At 44.7% G+C, this 21,161-nt stretch carries 15 protein-coding genes and 1 tRNA gene; 7 read left to right on the top strand and 9 right to left on the bottom strand.

Going from position 1 to position 21,161, the window contains the following annotated elements:
- Nucleotides 1-22 precede the first annotated feature (22 nt).
- The gene (locus tag DW947_RS08230; protein WP_005824368.1) at nucleotides 23-343 is read left to right on the top strand and encodes a heavy metal-binding domain-containing protein; all 321 of its coding nucleotides are present in this window, start codon (nucleotides 23-25) and stop codon (nucleotides 341-343) included.
- Nucleotides 344-436: 93 nt separating this feature from the next.
- On the opposite strand, the gene DW947_RS08225 is transcribed toward DW947_RS08230, so the two are convergent.
- Complete coding sequence (locus DW947_RS08225) at nucleotides 437-2,518, bottom strand: LruC domain-containing protein (protein ID WP_034529148.1); 2,082 nt, start codon at nucleotides 2,516-2,518, stop codon at nucleotides 437-439.
- A gap of 66 nt (nucleotides 2,519-2,584) precedes the next feature.
- Here DW947_RS08225 and DW947_RS08220 point away from each other — a divergent pair, with 66 nt between their 5' ends.
- The gene (locus DW947_RS08220; protein WP_009037367.1) at nucleotides 2,585-4,789 is read left to right on the top strand and encodes a sodium-translocating pyrophosphatase; all 2,205 of its coding nucleotides are present in this window, start codon (nucleotides 2,585-2,587) and stop codon (nucleotides 4,787-4,789) included.
- Here DW947_RS08220 and DW947_RS08215 read toward each other — a convergent pair.
- The 5 genes from DW947_RS08215 to pnp form a co-directional block, all read right to left on the bottom strand.
- Nucleotides 4,786-6,387: a SusD/RagB family nutrient-binding outer membrane lipoprotein gene (locus DW947_RS08215; protein ID WP_117703781.1), complete on the bottom strand. Its 1,602-nt coding sequence runs from the start codon at nucleotides 6,385-6,387 to the stop codon at nucleotides 4,786-4,788. The genes DW947_RS08220 and DW947_RS08215 overlap by 4 nt on opposite strands.
- Before the next feature lie 12 nt (nucleotides 6,388-6,399).
- Nucleotides 6,400-9,747: a SusC/RagA family TonB-linked outer membrane protein gene (locus tag DW947_RS08210; protein ID WP_117963022.1), complete on the bottom strand. Its 3,348-nt coding sequence runs from the start codon at nucleotides 9,745-9,747 to the stop codon at nucleotides 6,400-6,402.
- A gap of 165 nt (nucleotides 9,748-9,912) precedes the next feature.
- On the bottom strand, nucleotides 9,913-10,848 hold the full coding sequence (locus DW947_RS08205) for a FecR family protein (RefSeq protein ID WP_005833683.1): 936 nt from the start codon (nucleotides 10,846-10,848) through the stop codon (nucleotides 9,913-9,915).
- A 96-nt stretch (nucleotides 10,849-10,944) separates the two neighbouring features.
- On the bottom strand, nucleotides 10,945-11,517 hold the full coding sequence (locus tag DW947_RS08200) for an RNA polymerase sigma-70 factor (protein ID WP_005833682.1): 573 nt from the start codon (nucleotides 11,515-11,517) through the stop codon (nucleotides 10,945-10,947).
- Nucleotides 11,518-11,689: 172 nt separating this feature from the next.
- Entirely contained in the window at nucleotides 11,690-13,834 is a 2,145-nt protein-coding gene (gene pnp / locus DW947_RS08195; protein ID WP_008661979.1) for a polyribonucleotide nucleotidyltransferase, read from the bottom strand.
- A 207-nt stretch (nucleotides 13,835-14,041) separates the two neighbouring features.
- Here pnp and DW947_RS08190 point away from each other — a divergent pair, with 207 nt between their 5' ends.
- From DW947_RS08190 to DW947_RS08180, 3 genes are all read left to right on the top strand, one after another.
- On the top strand, nucleotides 14,042-15,193 hold the full coding sequence (locus DW947_RS08190; protein ID WP_005824390.1) for a thioredoxin-like domain-containing protein: 1,152 nt from the start codon (nucleotides 14,042-14,044) through the stop codon (nucleotides 15,191-15,193).
- A 190-nt stretch (nucleotides 15,194-15,383) separates the two neighbouring features.
- Nucleotides 15,384-15,848 (top strand): transcription elongation factor GreA, encoded by a 465-nt coding sequence (gene greA, locus DW947_RS08185; protein ID WP_005824394.1) that lies wholly within the window; start codon nucleotides 15,384-15,386, stop codon nucleotides 15,846-15,848.
- A 49-nt stretch (nucleotides 15,849-15,897) separates the two neighbouring features.
- Complete coding sequence (locus DW947_RS08180; protein ID WP_005824396.1) at nucleotides 15,898-16,290, top strand: HIT family protein; 393 nt, start codon at nucleotides 15,898-15,900, stop codon at nucleotides 16,288-16,290.
- A 100-nt stretch (nucleotides 16,291-16,390) separates the two neighbouring features.
- On the opposite strand, the gene DW947_RS08175 is transcribed toward DW947_RS08180, so the two are convergent.
- Nucleotides 16,391-17,476, bottom strand: a complete 1,086-nt coding sequence (locus DW947_RS08175; RefSeq protein WP_005824399.1) for a mannose-1-phosphate guanylyltransferase — start codon at nucleotides 17,474-17,476, stop codon at nucleotides 16,391-16,393.
- A 157-nt stretch (nucleotides 17,477-17,633) separates the two neighbouring features.
- On the opposite strand from DW947_RS08175, the gene DW947_RS08170 reads away from it, so the two are divergent.
- A tRNA-Leu gene (locus DW947_RS08170) sits at nucleotides 17,634-17,717 on the top strand.
- Between the two features lie 112 nt (nucleotides 17,718-17,829).
- Here DW947_RS08170 and DW947_RS08165 read toward each other — a convergent pair.
- Nucleotides 17,830-18,492: an Abi family protein gene (locus DW947_RS08165; RefSeq protein WP_117682179.1), complete on the bottom strand. Its 663-nt coding sequence runs from the start codon at nucleotides 18,490-18,492 to the stop codon at nucleotides 17,830-17,832.
- 187 nt (nucleotides 18,493-18,679) lie between these two features.
- Here DW947_RS08165 and DW947_RS21810 point away from each other — a divergent pair, with 187 nt between their 5' ends.
- Entirely contained in the window at nucleotides 18,680-19,516 is an 837-nt protein-coding gene (locus DW947_RS21810) for a hypothetical protein (protein ID WP_233519591.1), read from the top strand.
- A 320-nt stretch (nucleotides 19,517-19,836) separates the two neighbouring features.
- On the opposite strand, the gene DW947_RS08155 is transcribed toward DW947_RS21810, so the two are convergent.
- On the bottom strand, nucleotides 19,837-21,161 hold a 1,325-nt coding region (locus tag DW947_RS08155), incomplete at its 5' end, for a mobilization protein (protein WP_119958479.1).

Here is a 21,161-nt window from a genome sequence, read left to right as displayed (position 1 = left end):
TCAACAACTAAAAAAATGAATTATGTTAGTAACAACAACCCCGACTATTGAGGGTGGACGTATCACCCGCTATTATGGCATCGTTTCCGGTGAAACGATTATCGGTGCCAATGTATTCCGCGATTTCTTTGCCAGCATCCGCGACGTGGTGGGTGGGCGAAGTGGCTCTTATGAAGAAGTGCTGCGCGAAGCTAAAGATATAGCCTTGCGCGAGATGCAAGAACATGCCCGTGCTATGGGTGCCAATGCCGTGATTGGTGTAGACTTGGACTATGAAACGGTAGGAGGCAGTGGCAGCATGTTGATGGTTACGGCATGCGGTACGGCTGTAACGGTGGAATAAGTTCGCTCTACTATATTACAACATAGGAAGATATAAGAAATGGCAACCCTGTGAATGGTTGCCATTTTCTTTATAAGGAGTATCTTTTATCGGTTATTTGTACCAATCCTTATAATCTGTTCCATTGGAATTGACCCAATCCATAAAATGTTCAAAGCTCTTGTCTATCGGCTGGGTTTCAGGAGTATTGAAGTTTGTGGCTCCACTTAGATGAATGGCAAAAGGATAGTTGCCATTGGCTACATAATAGCTTGTCGGTACAGAGGACAAATCCTCTTCGGTATGGAATAGAGCCATGTCTGCCTTTTCAGTAGGAGGATAGTTGACCAAATGCACTTCGATGCGTGATTCTTTCAATTCGTCATGTACCATGATGAATGGATTATAAGGGGGAATTCCAAGCGTTTCGTGTGATAGTGGAGTCTTGAAGGTGTTCTTTATCTTATATGTAGCGGTTTTTGTATTTCTCTCTGTTACATCGAGCGCACTTAGAAATACATTGACGGTAGCTTTGGAAAGGTCTGTATCCAGTCCTTGTCCGTTGAAACTTGTGGGGGCTTCCAATATTTCAGTTGACATATTGCTGCGTTCTGTATTCAGTTGGTAAGCGAAACCATTTTTGAAAGTGGCACCGGACCAAAGCAACTCATAGGTGTCTTCTGTAGAAAGGGCCTGATTGGCATCATTGAAGTTCAATACGGACTGGTATTTTACAATAACATCATTCAAGTCATAGTCACCCTTTCTGGGCCAATTATCTTCGAAAGCGATGATTCCTTTGTATTCCAGACTGTATTTCTTATCCTCGTTGCCACCGTCAGGTTTGATATCAGGAATATCCGGATTGATGATGGCTTCGATGGGGTTGGACCATACGTTGAATTGTATATCATTATAGTCTTGGTCTGTCCAATCTTCAAAGGACAATACGACAAAATCATCGATGCGGAATGCGGCTGTATGTGTACGGCCGTCCCCATTCAGCTTTGTAGTAGAGTAGAAAGGCTTATTGTTTCCGCCATAGAAGCTGTCATTCAATAGGAACCATCCGATTTTTACTCCATTGGGAAATACGGTGCCTTGGTCCACTCCGTCGGGGTCTATGTAATGAAGCTTTACACTTTCACCGCCTTGTAGTCCGGAAGCCTTTTTATTATAATAATTATCCATCAGAGTGTTTGGAAAAACAATGCATTTGGGGGCTTTTTTAATTTCACTTAAAGATGCGTCTGCCCTATAGCAATAATAGCCAAAGGCGCTCGCTGCACCGCTGGTTCCTCCAATTATCCGGATGGATACTTCCGCATTGCGCCCTTCCGGATCATTGATTTCAAAATCTATGGCTTGTCGGTATTGCTTAGGGCATGTGCCTCCTTCCTTCAAGGTCGTATTGATGATTGTCAATACATCACCGGGAATTGTGATTTTGTTGTCTGTGTCTAAATAATGAGGATATCCTTTGGAGCTCCATGTTCCTAATACATGGTATCCTTTGGGTGCCTGCCATCCCTCCGCCCGTGTTTGCGGATTATCATCGGTGGAATCCCATTTGATGTCGGCAGTAATGGCATCTCCTGCAATAACTGTTTTGAAGAGGGTGGGGACCCCTATATAAGAAGTATAGATATATGCTTCGTCCCCATGGTCCGAATTGATGATTTCCTTGCCGCTATATGCACCGTTACCGTCTGTCATGCGTCTGATGACCGGTTCCAGGTCTGTGCGTTTTATAATCTGGCCATCTTTGTCAATCGTGAACGGGTCTTCAAGATAGATTTCAAAAAGTACTTTATAGCCTTCGGGGACATCATACTTTACGTTTACTTGGATGGAAGATGTCGTAGAAAAATCAAAAGAGTTGGGAGTCTTCTCATCGTCTTTTCCATTATCGGGATTGTAGACGTCATGTTCGCATCCTATGGATAGGAATGCCAGCATAATGCTGCATAATGTCAAAGCCAGCATCTTGCATGTCAGGTTAGAATAGATTGGTTTCATAATGCCTTTGTTTTTAGCTTGTTTACTTGTTGCAAAGGTACTATAAAAGTTGTAATATATATCTATATGTGCTCTGTTCTTCTCATTAAATACAAAAAATAGGTAAAAAAGGGTACTGCTTGTTGTTTTATTCGCCAGTATAAATACATGCTTGCTTGGATTTCTTTTCTTTTTCATTTGCTTATTTCGTTTCAAATCAATATTTTTAGGCTTTCGTTCAACCTTTTAATACGAATAAATGCTATGGACCAAATCCTATTCTGGCTGGTTCCAGCCGCTTCTATTATGGCACTTTGTTTTGCCTGGTATTTCCATCGTCAGATGATGAAAGAGAGTGAGGGTACGCCTCAGATGATTAAGATTGCCGCTGCTGTGCGCAAAGGTGCTATGTCTTACCTTCGCCAACAATACAAGATTGTGGGCTGGGTATTTCTGGGGCTGGTTATCCTTTTCTCCATTATGGCATACGGTTTCGGAGTGCAGAACTCCTGGGTGCCGATTGCTTTCCTTACCGGAGGATTCTTTTCCGGACTTTCCGGCTTTTTGGGTATGAAGACGGCCACCTACGCATCGGCTCGCACTGCCAATGCGGCACGCACATCGCTGAATGCCGGACTACGCGTGGCTTTCCGTAGCGGTGCGGTGATGGGACTGGTAGTGGTTGGCCTTGGCTTGCTTGATATATCTTTCTGGTATCTGTTGCTGAATGCTGTAATTCCGGAAGATGTAATGACTCCCACCCATAAACTCTGCATCATTACCACTACCATGCTGACTTTCGGTATGGGCGCTTCCACGCAGGCATTGTTTGCACGCGTAGGTGGCGGTATCTATACAAAAGCTGCCGATGTAGGTGCCGACCTTGTGGGAAAGGTGGAAGCCGGTATTCCCGAAGACGACCCGCGTAATCCTGCCACGATTGCGGATAATGTAGGCGACAATGTAGGCGACGTGGCAGGTATGGGGGCTGATTTGTACGAAAGTTATTGCGGTTCTATCCTTGCTACGGCTGCCCTCGGTGCTGCGGCTTTTATCCACTCGGGTGATACGCTGATGCAGTTCAAGGCCGTAATCGCTCCGATGCTGATTGCAGCCGTCGGAATATTGCTTTCCATTATCGGTATCTTCTCCGTGCGTACCAAAGAGAATGCGAAGATGAAGGACTTGCTGAACTCACTGGCTTTCGGTACTAATCTCAGCTCTATTTTGATAGTTGTCGCCACTTTCTTTATCCTGTGGTTGCTGAAGTTGGACAACTGGCTGTGGATTTCCTGCTCCGTGATAGTGGGTTTGATAGTAGGTATCATCATCGGGCGGTCTACGGAGTACTATACTTCCCAATCCTACCGTCCTACCCAAAAGCTGAGTGAAAGCGGAAAGACCGGTCCGGCGACAGTCATAATTTCCGGTATAGGCTTGGGAATGCTTTCTACGGCTATTCCGGTGATTGCCGTGGTGATAGGTATCATTGCTTCTTATCTCTTTGCTTCGGGCTTCGACTTCTCTAATGTGGGTCTGGGGCTCTATGGTATTGGCATTGCCGCAGTAGGTATGCTTTCTACATTGGGCATCACGCTTGCTACAGATGCTTACGGACCGATAGCTGACAACGCGGGTGGCAATGCGGAAATGTCCGGTCTGGGTGAAGAGGTGCGTAAGCGTACCGATGCGCTTGACTCCTTGGGCAATACTACAGCCGCTACGGGCAAAGGCTTTGCCATCGGTTCCGCCGCTTTGACGGGATTGGCTTTGCTGGCCTCTTATGTCGAGGAAATCCGTATCGGGCTGACCCGCCTCGGGACTACCGAACTGTCGCTTCCTCATGGCGATGCCGTGGCTCTTCAAGATGCCACTTTCTTCGACTTTATGCATCACTACGATGTGACGCTGATGAATCCGAAAGTTCTTTCCGGTATGTTTCTGGGCTCGATGATGGCATTTCTTTTCTGTGGATTGACGATGAATGCGGTAGGGCGTGCAGCGGCCCATATGGTAGACGAAGTGCGCCGCCAGTTCCGCGAAATCAAGGGAATCCTTACGGGAGAAACGGAGCCTGATTATGAGCGTTGTGTGGCAATCTCGACGAAAGGGGCGCAACGCGAGATGGTGATTCCGTCACTGATAGCTATCATTGCTCCGATTGCGACGGGACTTATTTTCGGTGTTCCCGGTGTGCTCGGCCTGCTGATTGGCGGATTGAGCAGTGGTTTCGTGCTTGCCATCTTCATGGCAAATGCCGGTGGTGCATGGGATAATGCCAAAAAGTATGTGGAAGAAGGCAACTTTGGCGGCAAAGGCAGTGAAGTCCACAAGGCTACAGTCGTGGGTGACACCGTAGGAGACCCGTTCAAGGACACATCCGGTCCGAGCTTGAATATCCTAATCAAGCTGATGAGCATGGTAGCCATTGTGATGGCAGGGCTTACGGTTGCGTGGAGTCTGTTCTAGAAAGAGTTTTTCCCCGTATCCCACCAAAGGCGGGTGGCGCCGTTATCTGCGCCACCCAGTTTTTCCGTGAGGGTGGCGTATTGTGCCGGGTCGGCAGTGGCGGCGTCCGTCGAGAACGGAAGGCGGCGGATCATGATATCCGTATCAATCACTTTTCCGGTGTTGTTTTGGACCTTGAAAAGTTTGGGGTATCCGGTACGGCGTTGCTCAGCCCATGCCTCATAACTTTCGGGCCAGCATGCCAGCCACTTCTGGGTAATAATCTTTTCGAGTTTCGTCTCTATGTCTGCATCTTCTTCCCATTTGGGGGATATGGTAATCAAGGCTTTCATGTCCTTGCCTACCTTGCCGCCCGAGACTACATCTTTATAATCGGCAGGGGTTTTGTCGCTTTCCAGATATTCGGAGGCACCAGCACAGTCCCACTGTGTAAATGAAGTACTTACCCCGTATTCATAGCATGTGCGGGGATTCTCTTTGGTATAGCCACGGAGGGCTGCTTCGGCCCTGAGCAGCCAGACTTCTGCCGCACTCATCAATACGGCTCCGGTCTTTTCGCCGATGGTACTTGTGTTGAGGGAAGAGCAAAAACTGTAAATGTTGGCGTCACCGTCTTTCATGGGTAACCCGATGGGAATGCCTAACAACTGTTTTTGATAACCTTCGAGAAGGGCGGTGTTATACCATTTCTTGCCACGCGGGTCCTCATAACCGTTGACAATGGATTCCATCGAGGCATTCATGTAGACTTCACCCCAACCGGCAACGGCACACAAAGGATTGATATAGTTCTTGCCCATTACAGCGATGGTTTCCCTTGCACCTTCCAGTACACCTTGATTGTCATTCAGTGCTTTGGTTGCTTGGTCTTTGGCAAGTGTTGCATCCACATTGGAGATGCGCATGGCAAGGCGCAAACGTAGTGAGTTGGCAAACTTTAACCACTCCTTCAAGGTCTTGCCGTTGGTCAGCATATCATACTCTTTGAATTTGTTGTTGTCACCGCCCTCGTCCAGGTATTCCCTTATCAATTGCTGCCCTTCGTCCAGGTCTGCAAAGAAGCGTGTATAGGCTTCTTGCAGTCCGTAAACCCGGGGTGTCTCACCCAGTTGATGGTAGACCAGCGGACCGTATGTATCGGCAATGCGGTGCATCAGTTCCACTTTCAAAATTTCGGTAATGCCGAGGTAGCCTTTCAAGTTGTCATTGCCATAAAAGTTCTTTTCTGCCTTCTGCACCTCCGTGTAGACATATCCGTAAGTACATTGCCATGCGGCATTGGTCCAGCCTGAGTTCAGGTTGTAGCAGGCGTTGGATTTCATGAATTTAGGAATAGGGTCCATGAAGTAGCCGGAGAACATGTCATGGTTCAGGGATTGTGTCATCTGCCATACCCAATTTAAGCCTACAGAACCTATATTGAAGTAGATGCCCGACTGTATGGGTTCGAATGGAGCAGTCAGGTTCTGGAAATCTATTTCCTTTTTGTCGTCCGAGAAACCTCCCTTGATTTCGTTGTCGTTCTCAAAACCGCCGGTGCAAGCTGCAAGCAGCAATATGCTATGGCAGAAAAGGAATATGATGCACTTGTTTTTCATAAGGTATTCATTTTAAAAGGTTAATCTTAGGTTAAAGCCGATATTCCGGGTAGTAGGCATGCCAAACACGTCTACTCCTTGATTGTTGTTGCCTACGGACATTACTGCATCGGGGTCGAACGGTGCTTCCTTCTTTAAGAAACACAAGTTGCGCGCTGCCAATGATACGTCGATTCCCTTTATGAATCTACTGTTTTCCAGTATCGTTTTCGGGAAAGAATAGCTCAGTGATACTTCACGGAGTCTGATGCAGGTTGCGTCGTACATATAATATTCGGAGATGGCATTTCTGCCGCCTACTGCGCTGTAAAATGCTCTCGGGTCGTTGAACTTCTGTCCCTGGTATTCTACATATCCCCGGGTGCGGGCATCTTCGGTGACTTTGGTCACGCCGTTGGCATCCAACTCAGACTGTGTCAGTGACATGACTTCGCCGCCAAAGCGGAAATCTATCAGGAAATAGAGCTCCAGGTTCTTGTAGGTAAGTGTGTTGCTCCATCCCATCGTGAAGTCAGGATTGGCATTCCCAAGCAAATCCTTATTTCCGGTATTTCCTAAAGGCCTTTTGCTGGTTTCATCAACCATGATGCTGCCATCCTCGTTACGGCAGAAAGCATTTCCATAAATATCCCCCAGGCTGCCTCCTTCTTTGACGCGCATCTGATAGCCTGCGTTGAAACCTTCTTCGTAGTAGGAAAATTCCGGATAGTCAGGATGCAGGGTCACTACTTTGTTCTTGTTGGCGGACATGTTGATGAGACTCTTCCACGAAAAGTTTCTGTATAGTAGCGGAGTGGCGTCTACCGTCAGTTCAAAACCCTGGTTACGTATTTTTCCGGCATTGACATACCGGTATTTATAGGTGGAGCCCGTAGGATTGTCCATTCTCAACAACTGGTTCTTGGTATTGGTCTGATACCAAGTGAAGTCTATTCCGAAGCGGTGATGGAAGAAGCGCCATTCTGTACCGAATTCGATGGAGCTGCTGATTTCCGGTTTCAGGTCACCGCGCTGTTCTACGGTATTTACATTGATACTGCCGCCTACCATGATGATGTCTACCGGATTGGTGATTCCTATCGGGAGGTCATTACCGACTTCCGCCCATGAAGCGCGCACTTTTGCAAAACTTATCCATTTGGGCAGGGAGCAGGTTTTGTTAAGAATCCAGGTAGCTCCTATGGAGGGATAGAAGAATCCGGTATTCTTGCTGTCTGTGTGGGCTAATGTGGATGACCAGTCGTTACGTGCGGTAATGTCCAAGTATAGTAGTCCTTTCCAGCCCCACTGCATGGTGGCAAATACTGATTGGAGCGTGCGTTTGCTGTCGATGCTCTGATTTACGGCTGCTTTGGAGTCCATCACTACATTGGGGACGGTAAATACATTCGGTTTGTAGAGGGAAGCAAGCCTTGAGTCTATCGTCAGTGAATTGACTTTACTCATGTTGATGCTGGCTCCCAGTGCCGTATTGAGGGAAAAGTCATCAAATTCCTTGTTGAACAAGACCATTGCGTCACCGTAGACTTGGATTTCCTGGCTGTCCGACCAGATGTAACGTCCGTTTTCCTTGTCCTCGTATTTGCCGGCGATGTTGGGAGCTGTAGTGGCATACATCTTATTGTCGAATTTATCACTGATATAATCCACATTACCCCGTACCTGCAGGCTGAAGTAGTCCGTAATGTGCAGATTGGCTTTGGCCGATGCCACAGCGCGATAACGCTTGTAGCCACTGAGCACGCGGTTTTTCAGCCAGTAGGGATTCTGTCCCCATTCACTGACGGTACCATCTCCATTCTTTTCAATCCAGTTTTGTGTCATCATATTGCGGTCGGCATTCCACGTTTCAAAGTTTTCTCTGTAAGTGCTCATGTCTACGCCACGTGGGAAACTGTACAAGCTGACCAGCGGATTCAGATAATAGCCGCCGGTAGCAGGGGAGTTCTTGACGGTTTGGGTCATTAGTGTTGCAATGCCGTCCAGTTTCAGCTTGTTGTTGAAGAGGCTGGCCGTTTCGTGTAGGTTCAGGTTATTCTTCTGTAGTTTGTTATTGTCCACAATTCCTTTAGCCGTGGTGTTGGCGTATGAGAAATAAGTTTGTACCTTTTCATTTCCGGTAGTGATAGCCAGCGAATTGAAAGTGGTGATGCCATTGCTGAAGAACTCGCCTATGTTGTCATAGTCCGTTACATTGCCTTTTGTACCCCAGCTTGCCGTACCGCCATCTTCGTTCCGGCCGTATGTATTTTGGAATTCGGGGGTACTGATGGCGTGACTTACGGTCAGGTTGGAGGAGAATGTAACGCGCTGCAGTCCGGCCTTTCCCTTTTTAGTGGTGATCAGAATGACGCCATTAGCTGCCTGCGAACCATAAAGCGCGGCGGCAGAAGAACCTTTCAGGATGTTGATGCTTTCTATGTCGTCCGGATTCAAGTTGGAAATCCCGTCACCGGCATCACGGTTCAATCCATCGTAGTTACCGCCGATTACGGTGGAGGTGGATTCTGTTGAGCTGTTCAGCATAGGAACACCGTCAATTACGTACAAGGGCTGGTTGTTGCCGCTGGCAAATGCAGAGCGTGCACCGCGAATGACGACTTTGGCAGAACCTCCTAAATTGGCGGTTTTATTGATTTGTACTCCGGCCGTCTTTCCTGCCAGTGTATTAATCATGTTCGGCTCTTTGGCACGGGTCAGCTCATTGCTGCTTATCTGTTGGGTAGAATAGGTCAATGAGGACATTTTCTTCTGGATACCCATGGCGGTTACCACTACTTGCTCCAGGGCGAGGTTCTTTTCTTCCATCCGGATGTGGAGATTATTTCTACCGTTCAGGGCAATGGTTTGCGGCTCATAACTGATGTAGGATACGACAATAGTGGCATAAGGAGGGATATTCATACTAAATTCTCCTTCGGTATTGGTGATAACACCATTGGCGGTCCCTTTTTCAAGAATGTTGGCACCGATAATCGGTTCGCCTTTGGAGTCCGTCACCTTTCCTCTTACAATAGCCATTTCCTGCAGAGTGTCTGTCTTATCCTCAGCACTCCTGCTGTTTTTGGTTAAAACGATGTTTTTGCCTTCCATCACATACTTGATGTCTGTCCCTTTGAACATTTGGTCAAGTACTTCGGAAACAGTTTGGTTGCTTGCATTGATGTCGACGGTACGGCGTACATCGACGTTCTGTTTGTTATATACAAATAAGTATTCTGTTTGCGATTCAATTTGCTCGAGAACTTGCCCTACCCTCAGCCGGGCATTTTGAATGCTGACCCTGGCATTCTGAGAGTAGCAGTTCCCGCTGTACACCTGAAATATAACAAGCAGGAGAAGGAATAATGTGATTTTCATAGGTTTGCAATAATTGCTTAAAATCTAATTTTTTTAGATAAAAAAGCCTCATCAACAAAATTTTTCTCATATCTTTGTCACTGTGTTAAGTTAATAAATTGATTAAGGTCGATTTTTGACTGTTTCGGATCGGAAAGTATGGGGGTACTTTCCGATCTTTTTTTCTTACTCATATATAACAATTGAATCCTTTTCTTCGTTGATGCGGAACTTGAAAGGATGGTCTTTCGAGATGGTCCGCAGTATATGTTCGATGCCGTCCTGCTCTCTGAACTTGCCGGTAAAGCTGCCGTAGTTCAGCAGTTGAGGACTGGCAACGGTTATCTTTACATTATAGTATTTCTCCAGTCTACCGAGGATACCGCTGAATGGAGCGTCGTCAAAACAGTATAGTCCCTCTTTCCAGCGTAGATATTCATAGGAAGGAAGGACGGCCTTTCTACATTTTCCGTTTTCATTGAGAAATACCTCGTCTTTCTGCAACCTGGTGATTATCTGGCTGCTGTTGGCCGGATAGATATCGACGATACCTTCCACCAATGTGGTTCCGAACTCATGGCTCCCACTGTAGGCACAGACGTTGAAACTCGTTCCTACAACTTTTACCTTGTTCGTTTCTGTATGTACATAGAATGGGATATTCTTGTTTTTGGCTACTTCAAAGTAGGCCTCTCCGTCCAATTCCACATTTCGTTCGTTGCGTCCGAAGTTGGCGGCATATTTCATGGTGGACTTGGAGTTCAGCCATACGCGTGTTCCATCGGCGAGGGTAATTTGGGCCCGTTGTCCGGCAGGCACAGTGACTGTTTGCAACTGCACCTCCTTGTTATATAAAAAGTCGGAGGTGATGAAATAACCGGCAATGGCGACAATGGTGACGGCGGCTATACGGGCCGCCCAGCGGAGCATCGGCATGATGCGCACCGTTTTCTTTTCATTGTTTCCCTGCTTGTCCGAGAACAAAGAAATGTCGTATATCATGCGCTCTTTCAGGAAGATGTTCCGGTTTTCATCCGAGGCGTCTATCCAGTCGAGTATCATCTTTTCTTCTTCAACGGAAGTAATACCTTTGAAATATTTATATAATAGCTCTTGGTTCATTGTCAATAATTTATTTCTTTTCTAAAACGTGCTCTTTTTACCTTTTGTATATATAACCGGAAAGTGGGCGGTAACCCTATTCCGTAGAAGCATTTTTTAGGATATTAATATTATGAGTATGGTAACAAGATAATCTTTCAGTCTCAGCCGGAGAATCCGCAGCACTTTGGTGATGTGTGCCTCTACGGTTTTAAGTGATATGTCCAGACTATCGGCAATCTGCTTGTTTGCCAGGTTCTGGTATCGGCTCAACATGAATATCTTCCGGCTTTGCTCGGGCATTTCCTGTAAGGTCTTATTTACGATATGCTGTATTTCCGTGTTGAATATCTGGTCCGGTTCGCAGGCTTTCAAGGTGGAGATGCGTAAGTCCAGTTCGCGCAGGTTGTGGCTGCTGATGGTTTCTTCCGCTCGCAGACGCACCTGCTTGTGCTCGAGTACGTGCAGGGCTTTGTTCTTTATGATGGTCAGCAGCAGGGCATGCAGGTTACTGTTTTCTTCCCAGCGGTCTCGGTTTTCCCATAAGGCAATCATGGATTCCATCACAACGTCTTCCGCTTCTGCTTTATCCCTGAGATAAGAATAAGCAAAAGCCAAAAACTTTTCTTGGTTTTCCTGGAAAAAGCGTGAGAAAAGATTCATAGTATGTAGGCTCCTTAAACCGGACATTAATTGAGGTTCTTTATGGAATATAAGGCTTTACATAGCAAAAAAACATAATCTTTTTGGAATATGCAAGCATTATGCCTTGTTTTTTCAGAGCCATTTCTGGCAGTATTGACAAAAAGAAAGCCTGATGGGGTTCCACCAGGCTTTATATACTTAAAGAATAAGAGATTTCTTATTTCTTTTCCGGTCTTTCTTGTCTTTCCGGTCTCGGAAGCAATACTTTGCGTGACAGCTTAAATTTTCCGGTCTTCGGGTCGATGTCGAGAAGTTTTACGTCAATTTCATCACCTTCCTTGATACCGGCTTCTTCTACTGTTTCCAGACGTTTCCAGTCGATTTCGGAGATATGGAGCAAGCCGTCCTTACCCGGCAGGAATTCAACGAATGCACCGTAAGGCATAATGGAGCGTACCTTGCCTTTGTAGACTTCGCCTACTTCGGGGACAGCTACAATCCCTTTGATGATACGCATAGCATCATCGATGCTCTTCTTGTTGGTACCGGCGATTTCGATTCTACCGATGTTGTCCACTTCTTCAATAGTAATGGTAGCACCGGTTTCTTCCTGCATACCTTGGATAATCTTTCCACCAGGGCCGATGACAGCACCGATGAATTCCTTGGGAATGGTCATTGTCTCGATACGCGGAGCGTGAGGTTTCAGGTCTTCGCGAGGCTCGGCAATGCACTCGGTGATTTTGCCCAAGATATATTCGCGGCCTTCTTTAGCCTGCAGCAATGCCTTTTCGAGGATTTCGTATGACAGACCGTCCACTTTGATGTCCATCTGAGTGGCGGTGATACCGTCTTTTGTTCCGGTCACCTTGAAGTCCATGTCGCCCAAGTGGTCCTCATCACCGAGGATATCGGACAATACGGCATATTTGTCTTCGCCTGCATTCTTAATCAATCCCATGGCGATACCTGATACCGGTTTCTTGATTTTCACACCTGCATCCATCAATGCCAGAGTTCCGGCACATACGGTAGCCATGGAAGAAGAACCGTTTGATTCGAGGATATCGGATACCACGCGTACTACATACGGATAGTTTGCAGGAATCTGACCCTTCAATGCACGCCATGCCAGATGGCCGTGGCCGATTTCACGACGGCCTACACCGCGCTGTGCCTTGGCTTCGCCCGTAGAGAACGGAGGGAAGTTGTAGTGCAGAAGGAAACGTTCTTTTCCGTGTTCCAATACGTCGTCGATAATCTTCTCGTCCAACTTGGTGCCTAAAGTCACAGTAGACAAAGACTGTGTTTCGCCACGTGTAAAGATAGCGGAACCGTGAGGGCCGGGCAGGTAGCTGGTCTCACACCAGATAGGACGGATTTCGGTCGTCTTACGTCCGTCAAGGCGCTTGCCTTCGTCCAGAATGGAACGGCGCATCGCCTCTTTTTCCACATCGTGATAGTAACGGTCGATGAGGGCTGCCTTTTCTTCCAGTTCTTCTTCGGAGAACTGTGCCTTGAATTCTTCGCGGATGGCATCGAAAGCATCCATGCGTTCGTGCTTGTTCTTGTTTCCGGAAGCGGCAATGGCATAAGCCTTGTCGTAGCAAGCGTTGTGAACGGCCTTACGGAGTTCTTCGTCGTTCACTTCGTGGCAATATTCGCGTTTCACGGTAGAGCCTACTTCTTCTGCCAGTTCCATCTGTGCCTTGCACTGAATCTTAATGGCTTCGTGTGCGGCCTTCATCGCTTCCAGCAAGTCCTGCTCGGAAACCTCGTCCATTTCGCCTTCCACCATCATGATGTTTTCATAAGTGGCGCCCACCATCAAGTCCATATCGGCTTGTTCTAGTTGTTCGAAGGTAGGGTTGATGACGAATTGTCCGTTGATGCGTGCTACGCGTACTTCGGAAATAGGTCCGTTGAAGGGGATATCTGAAACTGCAAGTGCGGCAGAAGCTGCGAGTCCGGCCAGAGCGTCGGGCATATCTACGCCGTCTGCTGAGAAAAGAATGATGTTTACGTATACCTCTGCATGGAAATTATCAGGGAATAAGGGGCGGAGAGCACGGTCAACGAGGCGGCAAGTGAGGATTTCGTAGTCAGAAGCGCGTCCTTCGCGCTTTGTGAAACCGCCGGGGAAACGTCCGAATGCGGAGAATTTTTCTTTGTACTCTACCTGTAATGGCATGAAATCTGTTCCGGGAACTGCGTCCTTGGCGGCACAAACAGTAGCTAAAAGCATGGTGTTGCCCATACGAAGCATTACAGAACCGTCTGCCTGTTTTGCCAGCTTTCCCGTTTCGAGCGTGATGGTTCTGCCATCAGGAAGCTCGATCGTCTTAACAATTGGGTTAATCATAAAAAATGTTTTATATCTAATTTTCTTTCAAAATTCGTGCAAAGATACATAATTTATTCATGTAAAATGGTGGGAATGAGATAAAAAGTTTGTATTTAGTTGTTTTTTGCAGTTTTCTATATGGAAGAACGAGGGAAAATGCTTTGACTGAACTTGAAAAGAAGTATATTTGCAGGCACGTTTGCAAAACAAAACTGAAGATACGATATGAAGAAAATCTTTTTTATGGCACTTGCTGCAATAGCATTGGGTGCATGTAATTCCGAACCGAAATTCAAAGTAGAGGGTGAAGTGTCTGGTGCCGACGGCAAGATGCTTTATTTGGAAGCCTCGGCATTGGAAGGTATTGTTCCTTTGGATTCTGTAAAGCTGGAAGGGGATGGCTCTTTCCACTTCAAGCAGGTACGTCCGGTGTCTCCGGAATTTTACCGTCTGCGGGTAGACGACAAGGTTATTAATTTCTCGGTAGATTCGACGGAAACGGTTTTGGTAAAGGCACCTTATACCGATTTCGCCACTGCCTATACAGTGGAAGGTTCTCCGAATAGCTCGAAGATAAAGGACTTGACGCTGAAGCAGATGAAGCTTCAGGATAATGTGAATGCATTGCTGCAGTCGGTGCAGGCACATAAGATAGGTGCCGATGTTTTTGAGGACAGTCTTGCCTCTTTATTGAAGAACTATAAGGATGAAGTGAAAATCAGCTATATTTTTGCCGCTCCCAATACGGCTGCTGCCTATTTCGCCTTGTTCCAGAAGTTGAATAATTATTTGATTTTCGACCCTCTGAACAATAAGGAAGACATTAAGTGTTTTGCAGCCGTGGCAACCAGCCTGAACAATTATTATCCGGATGCCGACCGCTCCAAGAACCTCTACAATATTGTGATAAAGGGAATGAAGAATACCCGTACTCCGCAGCAGAAGGTGGTGGAAATCCCCGAAGAGGCAATTTCCGAAACCGGCATCATCGACATTAACCTGCGTGACATGAAGGGCAATACACGTAAGTTGAGCGAACTGAAGGGCAAGGCTGTTATTGTGGACTTCACTGTTTATCAGAGTGCCGTTTCTGCTACACATAATTATATGTTGCGCGACTTGTACGACAAGTATGCCGCCCAGGGATTGGAAATCTATCAGGTTTCTCTGGATGCAGACGAGCACTATTGGAAAACAACTGCCGACAATCTGCCTTGGATTTGTGTGCGCGACGGCAATGGAATTTATTCGTCTATAGCGGCTTCTTATAATGTGAAGAATGTGCCTTCTGTGTTCCTGGTCAACAAGAACAATGAGTTGAGTGCCCGTGGAGAGAGCATTAAAGACCTGGAGGCGGCAGTGAAAGCATTGCTGTAACATGTTATAAATAAGAAGTTTTCGTTTAAATATGTTACAAAGCAGCCTTTTATGCTTGACACGCATTGTATAAAAGGTTATCTTTGCAAAGGAAAATCGGAAAGAGGGTTCCAGCATGCTGACCATGTTGGAATTCTTTTTTGTTTATAGTACCATTAAAAACTAACATAACATTTAAGGAGGAAAAAGTATGGCTTATATGTCAGAAGACGGCTACAAGAAATTGATGGCCGAATTGAAACACCTGGAGACGGTGGAACGTCCCAAAATATCGGCTGCCATTGCCGAAGCGCGTGACAAAGGTGATTTGTCGGAAAATGCAGAGTATGACGCTGCCAAGGAAGCTCAAGGTATGCTTGAGATGAAAATTAACAACTTGAAGCTGACCATTGCCGACGCTAAGATTATTGATGAGTCGAAGTTGAAAACCGATTCTGTACAGATTCTCAATAAGGTAGAGCTTAAGAACGTGAAGAATGGCATGAAGATGGTTTATACTATCGTTTCCGAAAGTGAAGCCAATCTGAAGGAAGGAAAGATTTCCGTCAATACTCCGATTGCACAAGGTCTGCTTGGCAAGAAAGTAGGTGACATCGCAGAAATTAAAGTTCCGCAGGGCATGATTAACCTGGAAGTAGTGAACATATCCTTTTAAAGGAAGGCAGGTCCGCATACGGGCTTGCCTTATTTTATAATTTATAGCTATGGCAACAATATTCAGTAGAATTATCGCAGGTGAAATACCTTGCTACAAGGTGGCGGAGGATGACAGATTCTTTGCGTTCCTTGACATCAATCCGTTGGTAAAAGGTCATACATTGGTCATTCCCAAGCAGGAAGTGGATTATATCTTCGATTTGAACGATGAGGATTTGGCGGCGATGCATGTTTTCGCCAAGAGAGTGGCACTTGCCATCGGCAAGGCCTTTCCGTGTAGAAAGGTAGGAGAAGCGGTATTGGGGCTGGAAGTGCCTCATGCGCACATACATTTGATTCCTATGCAGAACGAAAAAGATATGCTTTTCTCCAATCCCAAACTGAAACTGACGGACGAAGAATTCAAGGCTGTGGCAGAAGCTATCCGTGCAGTGCTTTAATCGGTTTATTTTCCTCCCCTAAATAAACGGAAGCGGGAGTTGGACTTCATCCAGCTCCCGCTATTTTTTTGCCTTCGGCACCTATCCTTTAATTTTTAATTTAAATGTATTCCTCTCCCAGTTTTATCTGGGCATCATTCACATATTTGCGGATGGTATGTTCTTCATCTTTCTTGCAAATCAGTAATACATTGTCCGACTCGGCTATGAGATAACCTTCCAAACCGTCGATAACTGCAAGTTTGTTGTCGGGCAGCACCACGATATTGTCTTTGCTATTATAGATGAGGGATTTACATTTTAAGGCTACATTGCCTGCTTCATCTTTGGGAGACAAATCATACAAAGACCCCCAGGTTCCTAAATCAGACCAGCCGAAATCGCCTAATGACACATATACATTGTCTGCCTTTTCCATGATGCCGAAGTCTATGGAGACATTGGGGCAAGCAGGGAAGTTCTCATCAATGAATTGTTTCTCTTGGACTGTTCCATACACATCTTTGCCGGGGGCCAGTTTGGAAGTCAGCTCGGGCAGCAGGGCTTCGTTTGCCTTGATGATGGTATTTACGTTCCACATGAACAGACCAGAGTTCCAATAGAATTCTCCACTTTCCACGAATACTTTTGCCAGTTCCAGTTCGGGCTTTTCAGTGAAGGTTTTTACCTTGTAGAAATTATCACCGGCGGCTTCGGCTATTTGTATATAGCCATATCCGGTTTCCGGACGGTTGGGCTTGATGCCGAGTGTCAGCAGATTGTCCGATTGGGAAACGAAGTCCAGCCCTTTTTCGATAGCTGCCAGAAATTCGCCTTCCTTCAGGATTAAGTGGTCCGAAGGAGCTACCACTATATTGGCGTTCGGATTCAAGGCGCGGATATGATAGGAAGCCCACGCAATGCAGGGGGCTGTATTCCTGCGTGTCGGCTCCAGTAGAATCTGTTCGGGTTTAAGTTCGGGAAGCTGTTCTTTTACAAGGTCGGCATACAAGTCATTTGTTACGATAAGTATATTTTCCATGGGGATTACCTGCTTGAAGCGGTCGAAGGTTTGCTGCAGCAAGGAACGTCCTGTACCGAAGAAATCCAGAAACTGTTTTGGAAGTGTCTTGCGGCTGAATGGCCAGAAACGGCTGCCGATTCCTCCGCCCATAATTACACAGAAATTATCCTTATTGGTTACCATGCTATTGATTTTAAAAGTTTCTGCTAATGTACTGCATATTTTACAAACAAGGAATGATTCAAGCAGGTTTTATCGTTTTTTTCGCCTTTTTTTAGGAAAAGTATTGCAGGTTTAGAAAAAAGCTGTATCTTTGCACCGCATTTGAGAAGTCAAACATGCCCAGATGGCGGAATCGGTAGACGCGCTGGTCTCAAACACCAGTGGATTCACTTCCATCCCGGTTCGACCCCGGGTCTGGGTACAAAGATAAAAGCTAAGTGATTGATAGTTCGATACTTAGCTTTTTCTTTTTATCGGAGATGTTCCCAAATTGTTCCCAATCATCCTTATGTATCCCACCAAAGATGGGGCATTTACTTCATGCCATCTATTACTTTTAGTATAGAATCGGGCTTTTCTACCATTCGCAATACAGAATCCGAATCAAATCCCATATATTCTATATAGGTTCGTATTAACTCATAATGCTCTTTGGCATATTTTGTATCTATCGCACGTGTAGCGTTGAAGCAGATAGGTTCATGATGTGCTATTCTGTTACGAAATTCACGGATGGCAGTCAGTTGTTTGTAGATGTCTGTTTGCTTTAAACCATGCGCTTTGTTGGGGAATATTTGAAGAAGTGTTTTTCCTCCTATGCGGTAATTGCGTCTTGTAAACAGATAAGTCCAGAAGCCAAATGTAAAGGAAGCTACCATCTTATCGTTATTGTACACTCCCATATTGGTATAAGTGCGCTGTATGCGTACTATTTCGGAAGCTTCCTGTTCAAGTAATCCATTGGGTCTTGCTTGGTTGATTATCCAATTATCATCATTGAAATATTGTTTGTAGTGAGCGTTTATGGCATTGCGTAGCATTATCTCAAACATACCGATAACTCCATAAAAACGTTGGCTCAACTTGATGTTATATTGGTATAGGCGCAAGGTTTTGGCTTTTTCATTACCACTTGCTTGTGCGTATTTATTTAATCTTGCCGGGGATAGTACCTGCAAACATTCGTCATATTTCATTTGGTATAAGTTTAAAAACAAGACTTTTCTTGCAAAAATAGAAATTAATAGCTATATTTGCAAACGTAAGACCCTGTTGTCCCTGCTGAACAAGCAAACTTCAGGGTTATTGTTTTTTTTATGTGGGTTCTATTATACGTTTTTGATTTTAAAACAATTTGATTATAAGTTAATTAGATGTTTGTTTATGAGGATAGTAAATAATATTATTTTTATTGTCATTATACTAAGTGTGCTTGGTATGACAAGTTGCAACGAAGAAAAGCTAGAAGTTTTACCTTTTCATTTGGATAAAAAATCTTATGAGGTAATGTTAATGGGATGGAATGATATTCCTATTACAAACGGTAGTGGTATTCTGAGTGTTACTACTGAAGACAAAGAGATTGTTTCTGTATCATGTATTACTTTAGGAAATGATGGAGTTACTGCTGTACTCCGTATTACAGGACTTGAAAAGGGAAATATAAATCTGATAGTTAAGGATGATGTTACAAATGAAACGGAAAGAATATCTGTAAAGGTTACAGACAGCTATTTGGTTTATAGTGTAGATGAGAGTAAACACCCGTCTTTGCCTAATGGAACGATTATGTATTTGATAAATAATGAAGCTAAGGATTGTTATTTCTTTACATATAATTATATAAAGCATGAAGTATATAGCGATTTTATTACCAAGGGTTCTTATTCATTTTCAGTAGAAAAAAATAGTGATCCAAATCTATCGTATGAAACATTGCCATATTTAACATTAACGTATAAGACGGATGAGAATGATATTCTGACTGATGAAAATGTGCCTGCAAAGGAACATAAATTCAATTTAATAGGTTCTTCTGCATTGACTTATACCGCCATCAATAAGTTTTTGGGAGTTGATTGGGATGAGTTGGCAAAAACTCATAGTTTGCGTTCAGAAAGTATTGTTACCTTCATGAAAATGCAAGAGGATGGCACAAACTATTTGTTGCATGGAGAAATAACACAGTTTCCTCAAATACCTGAGGGGGTTTTGAAATAGGTGTCATTTTTTTGATATGATAATACAAACATAGGTGAGGTGTTGTTTTAGTTAGTAAGGTTTATGATATGGGCAATAAGCAGAGTTACTGCTTGTTCGTTCTGTACAATTAGGATATGCACATTTTCTGTTTCCTGTTATTATTTCTAATATAGTTGAACAAGAAGAAGATAGCATCGAAATGCTTAGACTAATTAATATATTTTTTATTTTTTGCCCATTGTGGTTGATTTATGTGCCTTAACTTTTTAAATGATTTGTAAATATAGGGAATTAAAGTGTAATTCATCATTGAATTACACTTTTTTGCTTATTGTTGGTTATAATTTGAATCCTCTATTTTTTCTTGGTTCTTCTGCTGATTGTCGCAAACCATGCCTTAATTTTTCCCATTGATCTTTGAACCATTCACCTATCGGCTGCCTGTTTATAGTTAGCACTAATTTATTTTCATCAACCGAACTCTTCTCTATCTTGAAAATATCGTTCTTGATTTCAAATCTTCGTTTATGTTCTTCGGAATAGATTTTTCCGCTGCACCTGATTGCTTCCCTTTTGTATAAAAGAGAATCAACCATCCCCTTGGTAAAGCCAATGACATAACATAATTTTTCCATTCTCAGCATTTCTTTGAGCAATGGGAACCAGCAGAATGCTTTTTCGAGAATGGTACTCAATCGTGAAATTTCCTTGTCTTTGGCTTCAAGTTCTTGATTATGTATTCCTTGAAGATTACGAATTTGTCTGCCATGCTGCTCCTGTATTTGTTGCATCTGAACTTTTAAGTCATCAATGCTTTTGTCACGCTTGGAAATTTCATAGCGTAAACTTTCGTTGGCGTGTTCCAAATCTTTTAATTTACCACTTCCGAAAAGAGAACCTACACCACTGGTTATGGCAGTGGCTACATCGGTAGCTGCACTTTTGAGTTTGTCCGTGCGTATCTCTGCTTTTACTTGTTTGAGTTCTTGTTCGGCAAGGCTTACCTGTTGCTCCTTGTGTCGTTTGGTTTCCTCTATACGTTGCAGTTCGGCTTTCTGTTTTTTTATGATGAAATCGTTTCGCTCCAAGTGCTCCTTACCAGTGACAGCTTTTGCCTGCCCACGTTCCATCAGAAGTATATTGGAAGCCAAGGTCTGCATGGTTGCCATATCCTCATCATTGAGCTTTCGGCTCTTTCCAGTTTCGTGGTTCATCCAGTCGAATACGATATGAGCATGATAGTTCGGCTTGAACCATCTGCCTTCAATTTGAAAGCTTTCTTTGTCTTCCGCTTCCGGCTGACCGTTCAGCCAATGCCCTTCGTCTTTGTGCAGGAAAATTTGTAGTGGAGTGATGCCCCAGCGCCTTTGACACTCTTCACCGAATTTGTGTACATCAGCCAGTGTGGTATCCGGTCTAATGAGCAATACTCCTTCACGGATGGGTGAACATCCCGCCACCTTGATAATTTTTCCATTCTTTCCCTTGCGTTCCCTTTCCTTTTCCTGCATGGCACGTCCGGTCTTTTCCTTGACCATTTGCTTGATATTGTCATAATGAGTTCGCAGTTCGGGAGTGCTGAAGTCGGGATTTATCCACTGTTCGTTGTTGGTGGAAAGTTCGGGAACGACATAGATTCTGGACTCCCCGATATTACGCATAT

Source organism: Bacteroides sp. AM44-19, assembly GCF_003603395.1.
In the GTDB taxonomy this organism is placed as follows: Bacteria; Bacteroidota; Bacteroidia; order Bacteroidales; family Bacteroidaceae; genus Bacteroides; species Bacteroides uniformis.
The sequence above is the reverse complement of the archived record's forward strand: the minus strand, read 5'-3'. Positions and strand labels throughout refer to the sequence as shown.